Here is a 10,599-nt window from a genome sequence, read left to right as displayed (position 1 = left end):
ACGAGCGTCAACTAAGTAAATGGATGCAAACTAATTGGTTAGACCGCCTGATTCAAGCGGTCTTTTTTTTTGTGCATTTTTCTAATTAGAGAAAAAGGGAGTGTAAGTTTATGTTATATGTAAAACATATATACTATGAAATTGTATTTGATTTGTATTAGAACTTGGTATGTTGCGTAAAAATTAGCTGCCCTAGCATGAAAGCAGAGATTCACCCCAATGATAAGATACGTCTGGAATGTTTTGTACGGGCTGAGTCAAGTAGCACTTTATCTATACCTTTCTTCTCCGCTCACGTAGCAGCAGGATTCGGAAACCCTGCTGATTCACATATCGAGAAGTGGTGCGATTTAAACGAATTATGCATTGATAACAAAGATGCTACCTACTTCGTCTACGTCGAGTCAGATTCAATGATTGATGCCCACATAACGCCCGGCACGTGGCTGATCGTAGATCGCAGTAAGAAGCCCAGGAAGGGAGCTGTAATAGTGGCTTGGGTCAACGGAGCATTCACCGTTAAGCGAGTCAATAAAATAGGCGACTTGGTTGTTCTAATGCCTGCTAATGACGATTACACACCAATCTATGTCCATGAACACGACGACTTTAAGTTGTTTGGGCTGGTTACGTTTTTCTTTCAAAAACCCGTTATCATCCCATGATATTCTTAGTAGATGCCAACAACTTTTACGTAAGTGCAGAACGAATATTCCGGCCTGATCTAGAAGGTAAACCTGTCGTTGTCTTGAGTTCAAACGACGGTAATGTTATTGCCAGGTCAAACGAGGCTAAGAACCTAAAAATACCAATGGGTGAGCCTGTGTTTAAATTGCCTGAGCTTGTTAAGAAACATAACGTAGAGCTTCTAAGCGCAAATTTTACCCTCTATGGCGATATTTCAGCAAGGTTAATGCGAATTCTAAATCAGTTCGTCGAGGAGATAGAAATCTATTCAATAGACGAAGCTTTTTTAGACTTAACTACTTACGAGCAAGTATATTCTGATCTACCAATGTTTGCTCACCAGATCAAGAGTACCGTAAATCAGTGGCTTGGTTTGCCGGTATCAGTCGGTATAGCTCCAAATAAAACATTGTCTAAAGTTGCTAACTGGTTCGCTAAACGAAGACCAGAACACAACGGGGTTTTCCAACTGAGTAATCCAGACGAGATTCAGAACGCCCTATCAGACTTCCCCTGTGGCGAGGTTTGGGGCATCGGCCACCAATACAACCAGTTACTAAAAAAGAATGGCATAAAAACCGCCTATGACTTAACGCAGTGTCATGATGTGTGGATTCAAAAACACATGACCATTGATGGCTTACGCTTGGTTGATGAATTGCGAGGAAACCCCCGCCGATCTATCCAGCGATACCCACCGCCTAAAAAGTCGATCTTAACATCACCTACTTTTGGCAAGCCTGTTGATGACTTAAAAACCCTTCAAGAAGCGTTGACAACGCATGTAGTCCGTTGCGCTGAAAAATTACGTAGGCAGCAGTCAGCCGCCCGGCTTCTTACAGTTTATTTGCAAACTAATCCCTTTCGGAGACAGGAACCACAGTATTTTAATCATCAATCCGTCGTTTTGCCACATCCAAGCAGTGCTACCCCGGAATTACTTCAGTACGCGATAGGTGTTTTAAATACAATCTACAAACCTGCTTACCATTATAAGAGGGTAGGGGTTATGCTGTCTGGTTTCGTACCAGAGGATTTTCAGCAATCGAACTTGTTTACGGAAGTACCTGATGAGCGTCTACGGGTTGTCAGTAAGACGATTGATAGGCTGAACGAAAAGTATGGACGTGACAAAATCAGGTTTGCCGCTCAGGGGTATAGTCAACACTGGAAGCCACGCAGCAAGTATTTAAGTAGACGTTATACCACTCGTTGGGACGAAATTTTGAGAGCTAGTTGAATAGAACGAAACAGTATAATATTGGGTTTTTTTACCTTCACGGTCATAGCACAAAAATAAAGCGCCTATTTTTTGAAAATAGCACTGCTGAATTCTTGCTTTCATCTTGTAATGCGTAATATTACACGCTACGATGGTGTTATGATTATAAATTTCCGGCACAAAGCATTGCAGCAGTACTACGAAGAGGGCAACGGCGCGAAGCTGCCCGCGCAGTATCTACGCAAGATTAACCGCGTCCTTGACCAGTTAGACGCTGTTTCATCGGTCAGCGATATTCAGCAAATGGGGTCAGGGATTCACAAACTAACGGGCGATATGGCAGATTTTTGGTCGATCACCGTCACGCCAAATTATCGGATCATTTTCCGCTTTGAAGGCGGAGACATCCACGATGTTGATTACATCGATTACCATTAAAAGGAACCAGCCATGAAGCGTAATTTAGCCCCCGTACATCCCGGCGAAATTTTGCGGGAAGAATACATTCAAGAGCGCGGCTTGACGATTACCGAAGTAGCAAAAGGTTTGGGCATTGCCCGAGCCAACCTTTCGGCCATCGTAAACGAACGAGCGGGTATTAGCCCAGATCTGGCGGTAAAACTCTCGGAGGCTTTCGGCAATAGCTCGCAATTCTGGGTGAATCTGCAAAAAAACTATGAACTGTGGCACGCTGAAAAGCGAGTAAACCGTTCTGTGATTCGACATTTCGGTCAGGCAGGAAGTAGCTTACAAACTGCTTAGCTTAACCGTTCAGACTTGTTGTATTAGCTCAACGTCGCCTGTAATTCAAAATATTGTATTTTATAATGAAAAAACCATATCAAGTTTCCCAAAACGAACTTGACCAAATAGAGTCGCTCGATAAGGAAGATCTTTTAAAACTTCTGCGAAATGTACTCCAACAGGGAGTGTCTTTAAGTTTTCATGGCAAGAGAACCGCTATGGAGATTTATAAGCGTGTTCGCCCAAGAATCACAAAATTAGTAAAAGAACTAAGCGTTGGTCCCGTTGAGGAACAAGCACGGAATCTATTGATCGAGGGAGAGAACCTGCAAGCAATGGTAACGCTCTACAAATATCGTGGAGAAGTTGACCTCATTTTGACAGATCCGCCCTACAATACAGGTAAGTACTTCCGCTATAATGATCGGTGGGACGAAGATCCAAACGATCCTGATCTTGGTACACTCGTAACTTTAGAAGACGGCAGTCGCCATACAAAGTGGATGAAAGCCATGCTGCCTCGTCTTTACATGATGAAGGACATGCTAAAGACCTCAGGCGTTATTGCTATTTGCATTGACGACAACGAACTTTTTCATCTCGGTATGATGATGGACGAGGTATTTGGTGAGCAAAACCGGATAGCTATTATCAACTGGCAAAAATCCTACGCTCCCAAAAATGATAGTCGCCATGTGTCCACCGCAACCGAATATGTGTTGGTATATGCAAAGGACAAGAACGAAGCCAAAACCGGGCTAACGGCGCGGACGGAAGATATGGATGCGGGGTATAGAAACCCGGACAAAGATCCTGAAGGGGCGTGGATAGGAGATAACCCAATTGGGAAAGACCGACGGGATCAAGATCGTTATGCGATTCAATCACCTTTTACTGGCGCATTACATTATCCTGGTGCCACGCGATGGCGGATTCCCAAAAAACGTCTCAAAACTGTTCTTGAAGAGTGGGGCAGCGAATACATAGAAAAAGATATAAATGATGGCCGGACCAAAGCTCTGGTTATTAAGGACGCTGTAATACCGACAGTATCATCGGACCAACTTCGAAATCTAGATGATGAGCCAGTGGTGCCCATAGGCGGCATTATTGAAGATCCTTTACTGACCAAGGCGAGACAAAATGCGGAAAACATTCGCGACAATAAACCGTGGCCAGAACTCTTTTTTAACTCGAATGGATATAGTAGGCCGCGTTTAAAGCGACACCTAAAAAGAGTGAAAAAGGGGAAAGTACCTCTTACTTATTGGGCGGACGAAGAATACGAAACCCCCTTGGAATTAGGTACTCAATCCTGGGATCATGAGGAATCTGGCCATAGTCAGACAGGGATAAATGAATTGAGCGCCGTAGTTGGGAAAGGGCACAACTTCGACACAGTAAAGCCACTTCTACTATTCAAAAAGATCATTCAAATCTGGTGCAAACCAAGTGGCCTTGTTCTTGATCCATACGCAGGATCAGGAACAACGGCGCACGCTGTACTTGAGCTTAATCAAGAAACGGAAGCACAACGTCGCTTCATCATGATTGAACAAGGCAGGCCAGATACAGGCGATAAATATGCTCGCACGCTCACTTGGGAACGCATTAAACGTGCGATAACAGGAGAACGCCCCACGCGTGGCGGGATTGATGTAACAGCTACCCCATTAGGGGGTGGTTTTGAGTTCCGCCAATTGACGGGTCGCATTGATGCACGCGCAATCAGTCAAATGAAGCGCGAAGAATTAATTGATGTTGTCATAACGTCACATTTCGATGCAGGAAAGCGCAAAACATCAAGTCTGATTCGTATCGAAGAAAACAAATACCAGTACCTTATTGGCAAAAACGACCAAGGAGAGGGATATTTTGTAATCTGGGAAAATAAGGATTCTGTTGGGCACTTAGATGAAGATATGTACGATATTGTGCTGAAGGAAAGTAAGCTGGCAGGACTTAAAGCTCCACACCATGTTTACGCTCGCTACCAAGTATACCAATCGCAGAATGTTCGGTTTTATCAAATACCCGACCGGATTCTGATGCATCTAGGGTTTAATGAATTTAGCGATCCTTACAACAACGACCAATCTGAAGAATCTAATGATTAATCTTTTCCGGTTTCAAATAAATGCCGCTGACACCTTAGTTAACCGTTTTGAAGAGTACAATGCTGACCCCTTAACAGTAAAACGCGATAAAAACGTCCCTTTCTATCAGATCCTTTCTTCAATTACTGGAAGTGGAAAAACGGTAATTTTAGCATACGCATTAGAAACAATTCATAGCCGGTTGCCATTGGCACCTATCGTGCTCTGGATCTCAAAGGGTAAGGTTGTTGTTGAGCAAACCCTAGAAAACCTTGCTAACGGGAAATACGCTCCGTTGGTAGCAAGCTATAACGTCAAGCCTCTACTTGATTGTAATGTGGCTGATATTGAAAGTACCGACAAAGGTCTATTGCTGGTGGCAACAGTTGGCAAATTCAATCAGAAAGACAAAGGGGCAGGGGATAGAAGAGTTTTTTCGGTAGACCTGGATACCGCCCCGACGTCATTGTGGGAAATGCTGAAAAGCAGAAAAGACCCCAATGGTTACCGTCGGCCTCTCATTGTTATTTATGATGAAGGTCATAATCTTTCGGATCAACAATCCAGGCTTATATTGGATCAAGAGCCAGACGCATTAATTGCGGCAAGCGCAACTGCAAGGCATCCTCAAGAATTATCGAAGATTATAGAACGGCTTAAAACCGATAAATCTTGGAGTGATAGTGACTTTGTTGTCAGCGTTAAAAGTGGAGATGTTGTAGAGGCTGGACTAGTAAAACAGTTACTCGAAATAGGAGGATTCACCACCCCAATGGAAGATGCAATTGGACAGCTCATTTCTGACTTCAAAAAAGTTGAGAAGGCCGCTGCAACGCTGGGAATCAGCTATCAACCAAAGGCTATTTATGTCAGTAAGACAAATGTATTTGAGAGCGGGAAATTAATCCAAAGGGATGATATTGATAGGATCTTTAAGGAACGCCAGGCTCGTCCAATTCTTATTTGGCGCTATTTAGTAGAACAGCAAGGCATCAACCCCGACGAAATTGCGGTTTATTGCGATCTGAAGTTTGATAATAAACGCTTTCCACCACCGGATAACTTTCACCTGTTTTCTAATGGTGACTCAGATTACTACCGCTTCACTGAGGGAAATTTCCGTCACATAATTTTCAACCTGAGTTTGCAAGAAGGATGGGATGATCCTGAATGTGGATTTGCCTATATCGACAAGGATATGGGTTCGGCTTCTCAAATTACCCAAATTGTAGGTCGAGTATTACGCCAACCAGGCGCTCAGCATTATCAAGATGTCAGTTTAAACACGGCCCATTTTTATGTGCGTACCGACGAGAAAGGTACTTTCGAAGAAGTTTTGGCCGAAGTGCAAAGAAAAATCGCTTCTGAAACGCCAGAAGTAGAAATCGTAGTTAATCGCGGCTCCAGCAGCACATCAACGAAGATACTGGAACCAGTAAAAAAGCAAAAAGAAGTACCTATCGTCAATATCCGCTCTAGCGAAGCATTACGAGCAATTCAGGACATTGTTTCCAAAATGATTGATTTTAGAAATGGGAACGAGACAAATATTGTAGGGAGAGGGAGCAGAATACGGGTTTTACAAACAATTGGTTCCGACAATGAACAACGCCAAGAATGGGTAGAAGTTGAACACAGTAATAGGGTCACTGCTCGATGGATTTTCACGCGTGAGCTTGAAAGGACAGAACCAAGAGCCAAGGATCTGGTGCCATTGGACGACCCTAAATTTGATGCAAAAATTGAGTTCAATAGTAACGCTGCGGAGCAAATGCGCGATACTGCCCATAGAGTGGCCCAAGCATATATTGAGAAGTCTATCATCAGGGTAAAAACAAACGATAACCCTTATGAAATACAGCCTATAGCGGTTGATCCGATCAACAACGAACGATTCAACAATGCGACTCATGCAGCCTATAGTGGGATGAATGGCTTTGAAAAAGAGTTCGCAAAAGGAATTGATCGGTCAAAGCCGAAACGTATCTGGTGCCGCAATCCCACGGGAGGATATAAAATTCCTCTTTTGAGCGGAGATACAAGAAATTTCTATCCTGACTTCTTAGTCTGGTCAGACAAGGACATCATCGCCATCGACACCAAGGGCGATCACCTAATTCAATCAGAAGCCGGTCGTAAACTGCTTTTTATAGAGAAGAGCGATAATGTTAGCATTCTGGTGAGACTAGTCACTCAAGGGGAATGGAACGCTCAGTTTCAGCAAAAGCCAGCCTCGGGGGGATACACTGTTTGGAAGCTAAAGGAGGGTAAGCCCTATCCCATCCGATGCGATTCTATCCAAGGCGTGATTGACGAATGTCTATCTGTGTAAATCTTGGCCTTATACTCTGCATGTATTTTAAACCAGTGTAATTATGGCCCTTAATCTAACAACCATTGTCCCGGATTTCCTTCGCGCTAATCCCGAAAGTAAATTCACTACCCGGCAGCTTGCAGAGTGGATCTTTCAAACATATCCTGAGGAATGTCGCCAAAAACAAGAACGAAGCAAGGCAGGAGTAATCCCTTTAAATACCGATGCGGCTTTGCTTTCTCAAATTGCTGCTGAGATCAGTTCGCAAGGGCAGAGATTACAGAAAAAACAACCTCAAATAAAGACAACAGAAGGAAGGCCCAGGAAGTATTATTTTACTTCTCAAACGGACAGAGACGAAATTAATGCAATTGAGGCTGCAACGGATGAAAAGCGGGTGGTGCCGGACCAGCCGACACCCCAAAACGAGCATGCTCTTTACCCGAAACTTGCGGAATATCTATTTTCTGAATTAGGTGTTCATAGTAAGCGAATCAACGAAAAGAAATCTAGCAACAATCGGGGGCCCGGCGGTAATAAATGGCTTTATCCTGATCTTGTTGGCATGGAGGATCTAAGCCGAGAATGGCACCAGGAAATTAGAGACTGCGTAAAACAGTACGCAGATCGGAAAACCAAACTCTGGTCTTTTGAAGTAAAACTTCTAATCAACCGTTCCAACGTGCGAGAAGTATTTTTTCAAACCGTTAGTAATTCCAGTTGGGCAAATTTGGGATATTTGGTTGCTGCCGAGATTGAAGGTAGGGAAACGGTCAAAGAGCTGCTGATGCTGACTAGTCTACATGGTATCGGCGTTATTCGATTGAATGCTGACAATCCAACGGAAAGTGAAATTTTAATTCCCGCTAGAGAGCGTAGCGAAGTGGATTGGAACACAGCAAACCGATTAGTAAAGGAAAATCGGGATTTTCTTGATTATATTGAACTAGTGCGCCAATTCTATCAAACCGGAAATCCAAGGATAAAAGATTGGGATTATCACGCCGAATAGTAAAAAGCTCTGTTTGGGGCTTTTATTGTTCATATCCAAACCAAAGCTAAATGAGTATTGCATCTAGACCTTTGAAAAACAATATAGCAGTTGAAGAATTTTTCCAAATCTCGCTTGGTTATGATTATGCGAAGGATTCAAAGCTTAAGAAGAAAAAAACTATTATTGGCAAAATAATTGATGGAGAAATGGGGGTTGCGGCAGTTGCTGACGAAGAACTCCAAACTTTATCCAATGATAGAAGGCGTGCCCAACCCTATAGAACTGATCCTGACAGGTGGATATTACGAGACCGAATAATACATGAGCTATTATCGGAAAAACGCTTGGATAAGGACGATCGTATAAGATTAGGTAAAGGCGGGGCATTACCTAGTGGTGAATTAAAATACGAAGCCAAAGCTTTTTTTATTATTGGCTTACCAGCGTCTGGTAAATCAGGGATTGCCAATCATGTTGCAGATGAATTCGGAGCCATTATTTTAGATTCAGATTACGCAAAGCGTAAATTGCCTGAATATAGGAACCATGATTACGGTGCATCTTTAGTCCATGAAGAGTCTAAAGAAATCATTTTCCAATTCACTGTTCCCAATCCAGATAAAATTGAGTCAGCTTTCACAAGATGCGCTGAACAAGATATGAATTTGGTTATACCAATAGTTGGTAGTAACCCGGAGCGTGTAATTGAAATGGCTCAAGATCTGAAGGATCTAGATTATACAATACACCTTATTTTAGTTTTTGTTTCTAGAAAAGAAGCTACAATTAGAGCTACAAGGCGCTTTGCAGAAACTGATAGATATGTACCACTTGGATTAATCTTTGACGTATTTGGTAATGACCCATCTCACTGTTATTATTATTTGCGTTGTAAACATAAGGACTTATTTGCAAGTTTTGGGATAGTGTCAACGATGGGCCTTTCGCCTCAATGCACTGATAGTGAGAAAGATACCCCTGCTAGGAATTATCCTGAAAATAATGCAATTTTACGTTTACCATGAACAAGAGAAATAGAGCATTTGTCTCGTTAAAGGCCGAGAGACAGGTAGATACTGCTGTCAAAGAGATTACATTCGATGTAGACGAAGGCAAACTGCCTAGTGCTGTCAAGACAGTGCTTGAAAACGTGCTGTTTGATGAGGGAATAAGACATGGAAGAAGGGCGTCAGGGAGAGTTCATTTTTCTTTTGAGACATCGAAAGTAGGACACGAGGTTTATGTTGAAGTGAAACCCACCTTCGATTTCTCAGTACCACCTATACAGATACAGGGCTTGTCAATTAGACCAACTATAGAAAAGGCAAAAGCTATCTCGGAACCTGTTCCCTTTGATCAAAAAGGATATATAGCAGGTATAACCAAGTTGGCAAAGTCAGATGATATAACAGCTAACTTAATGCGAAAAGCCGTTGCAGGTATTAAGGCTCGGAAAGCTGCGGCCAAACAAAATCAATAATCTTTATTTAAAAGCATCCTCTGTGATAGCTATTTGTCATTATGTGTAAGCGCGTTTATGCATAAATGCCTTAAAGGACATTTATTTTGCCTATTTTGTTCACATGCATACGTTCGTTTGCTTGTGAACAAAACAACGATATGATGGTCGTTCCTGATTTATAGTACCCTTCTTAAACAGAAAAAACCCCAACAGATGGGTTTTTTTATTTATAGCTGAAAATATTCTATTTTATGTCGTAGCCGTATTTTAATCCTAATTTCCATGTTCCACTTTCTCTAATGAAGTACTGTTTAAAGTATTTTGTTGTACCATCCTTATATAAAGCTATTGCATTCACTATAGCAGAATCAGCCCCCTTGAACTCTTGCGAGACTATATCAACGGTCTTTAACTGACCATTACGGGTTTCTCTGGCAAAGGTATATTCCATAATTCCAGGAGTCTTATTGAATACCTGAACCAATGGCTTTGAACAGTGGACAGTCATCGAATGAAGCCTAGCAACCGAATCTCCTACAAAATAATTGTTTGCATTTTGATATACAGTTTTTAAAACCTGTTTAGGTTCAACAGTGCTTATCATTTCGAGGGCTGTATTTGTTTTTTTGCGATTAGATGAAAAATGCACGATCAATTCAGCCACTAGGACAGAGAAGCCTATCAGACATATTAATACAGTCGTTATTAACGGTAACTGTTTTGTTATATTGATTTTATTTTCCATGAGTTCGATTGAGTTTTTTCCAGTAAGAAAACAGCATCTAAGTAGGTTTCATCGGCATATATTAATACTCCGTTTACGCGTACACGACTTGAATCCTGACCATAATCAGCCTTCACAAATTTGAATTTCTTGTACTGGAAATTCTTGGTCATCAAGGGAGAAAGCTGTAGTAGGGAAGGAGTAGAGTCAAATAGGAATTGAGTAGCGGACTCCCATTTCTGAGCATTTATGCAGCTCATATAAACCTCGCAGGTATGTTCAGGGGTGTTCGGATTCGTTGAACACCCCATTAGAACAGAGCCTGCCAGCAGCATTAGTGCAGCCTTTTTCATAAC

11 protein-coding genes are annotated in these 10,599 nt (G+C 42.2%); 9 read left to right on the top strand and 2 right to left on the bottom strand.

The window, feature by feature from the left end:
* Positions 1–197: 197 nt before the first annotated feature.
* From ACYVK4_RS27635 to ACYVK4_RS27595, 9 genes are all read left to right on the top strand, one after another.
* Complete coding sequence (locus ACYVK4_RS27635) at positions 198–665, top strand: LexA family protein (protein ID WP_461130813.1); 468 nt, start codon at positions 198–200, stop codon at positions 663–665.
* Positions 662–1,927 carry a Y-family DNA polymerase gene (locus ACYVK4_RS27630; protein ID WP_461130812.1) on the top strand — a complete coding sequence of 422 codons (1,266 nt, stop codon included), beginning with the start codon at positions 662–664 and terminating at the stop codon, positions 1,925–1,927. The genes ACYVK4_RS27635 and ACYVK4_RS27630 overlap by 4 nt, the downstream gene beginning before the upstream one ends.
* A gap of 111 nt (positions 1,928–2,038) precedes the next feature.
* Positions 2,039–2,347, top strand: coding sequence for a type II toxin-antitoxin system RelE/ParE family toxin (locus tag ACYVK4_RS27625; RefSeq protein ID WP_461130811.1), 309 nt, complete (start codon positions 2,039–2,041; stop codon positions 2,345–2,347).
* Positions 2,348–2,359: 12 nt separating this feature from the next.
* Positions 2,360–2,671, top strand: coding sequence for a HigA family addiction module antitoxin (locus ACYVK4_RS27620; protein WP_461130810.1), 312 nt, complete (start codon positions 2,360–2,362; stop codon positions 2,669–2,671).
* 65 nt (positions 2,672–2,736) lie between these two features.
* On the top strand, positions 2,737–4,770 hold the full coding sequence (locus ACYVK4_RS27615; protein ID WP_461130809.1) for a site-specific DNA-methyltransferase: 2,034 nt from the start codon (positions 2,737–2,739) through the stop codon (positions 4,768–4,770).
* Positions 4,763–7,081 carry a DEAD/DEAH box helicase family protein gene (locus ACYVK4_RS27610; protein WP_461130808.1) on the top strand — a complete coding sequence of 773 codons (2,319 nt, stop codon included), beginning with the start codon at positions 4,763–4,765 and terminating at the stop codon, positions 7,079–7,081. Before ACYVK4_RS27615 ends, ACYVK4_RS27610 begins: the two co-directional genes overlap by 8 nt.
* Before the next feature lie 43 nt (positions 7,082–7,124).
* Positions 7,125–8,075 carry a COG2958 family protein gene (locus tag ACYVK4_RS27605; RefSeq protein WP_461130807.1) on the top strand — a complete coding sequence of 317 codons (951 nt, stop codon included), beginning with the start codon at positions 7,125–7,127 and terminating at the stop codon, positions 8,073–8,075.
* Positions 8,076–8,125: 50 nt separating this feature from the next.
* Positions 8,126–9,082, top strand: a complete 957-nt coding sequence (locus tag ACYVK4_RS27600) for a zeta toxin family protein (RefSeq protein WP_461130806.1) — start codon at positions 8,126–8,128, stop codon at positions 9,080–9,082.
* On the top strand, positions 9,079–9,537 hold the full coding sequence (locus tag ACYVK4_RS27595) for a hypothetical protein (RefSeq protein WP_461130805.1): 459 nt from the start codon (positions 9,079–9,081) through the stop codon (positions 9,535–9,537). Before ACYVK4_RS27600 ends, ACYVK4_RS27595 begins: the two co-directional genes overlap by 4 nt.
* A gap of 226 nt (positions 9,538–9,763) precedes the next feature.
* Here the strand turns inward: ACYVK4_RS27595 and ACYVK4_RS27590 are convergent, their stop codons facing one another.
* Together ACYVK4_RS27590 and ACYVK4_RS27585 are read right to left on the bottom strand one after the other, a co-directional pair.
* A complete protein-coding gene (locus tag ACYVK4_RS27590) occupies positions 9,764–10,264 on the bottom strand; it encodes a hypothetical protein (protein WP_461130804.1) in 501 nt (166 codons plus the stop codon).
* Positions 10,243–10,596, bottom strand: coding sequence for a hypothetical protein (locus ACYVK4_RS27585; RefSeq protein WP_461130803.1), 354 nt, complete (start codon positions 10,594–10,596; stop codon positions 10,243–10,245). Before ACYVK4_RS27585 ends, ACYVK4_RS27590 begins: the two co-directional genes overlap by 22 nt.
* Between the last annotated feature and the right edge of the window lie 3 nt (positions 10,597–10,599).

Source organism: Spirosoma aerophilum, from assembly GCF_054782495.1.
This window is presented reverse-complemented; position numbering and strand designations above follow the sequence as displayed.

Excerpts from the sequence above, each read along its gene's own strand:
- ACYVK4_RS27615 (WP_461130809.1), top strand. The coding sequence starts at position 2,737 with ATGAAAAAACCATATCAAGTTTCCCAAAACGAACTTGACCAAATAGAG.
- ACYVK4_RS27610 (WP_461130808.1), top strand. The coding sequence starts at position 4,763 with ATGATTAATCTTTTCCGGTTTCAAATAAATGCCGCTGACACCTTAGTT.
- ACYVK4_RS27600 (WP_461130806.1), top strand. The coding sequence starts at position 8,126 with ATGAGTATTGCATCTAGACCTTTGAAAAACAATATAGCAGTTGAAGAA.
- ACYVK4_RS27620 (WP_461130810.1), top strand. The coding sequence starts at position 2,360 with ATGAAGCGTAATTTAGCCCCCGTACATCCCGGCGAAATTTTGCGGGAA.
- ACYVK4_RS27630 (WP_461130812.1), top strand. The coding sequence starts at position 662 with ATGATATTCTTAGTAGATGCCAACAACTTTTACGTAAGTGCAGAACGA.
- ACYVK4_RS27590 (WP_461130804.1), bottom strand. The coding sequence starts at position 10,264 with ATGGAAAATAAAATCAATATAACAAAACAGTTACCGTTAATAACGACT.
- ACYVK4_RS27595 (WP_461130805.1), top strand. The coding sequence starts at position 9,079 with ATGAACAAGAGAAATAGAGCATTTGTCTCGTTAAAGGCCGAGAGACAG.
- ACYVK4_RS27625 (WP_461130811.1), top strand. The coding sequence starts at position 2,039 with ATGCGTAATATTACACGCTACGATGGTGTTATGATTATAAATTTCCGG.
- ACYVK4_RS27605 (WP_461130807.1), top strand. The coding sequence starts at position 7,125 with ATGGCCCTTAATCTAACAACCATTGTCCCGGATTTCCTTCGCGCTAAT.
- ACYVK4_RS27585 (WP_461130803.1), bottom strand. The coding sequence starts at position 10,596 with ATGAAAAAGGCTGCACTAATGCTGCTGGCAGGCTCTGTTCTAATGGGG.
- ACYVK4_RS27635 (WP_461130813.1), top strand. The coding sequence starts at position 198 with ATGAAAGCAGAGATTCACCCCAATGATAAGATACGTCTGGAATGTTTT.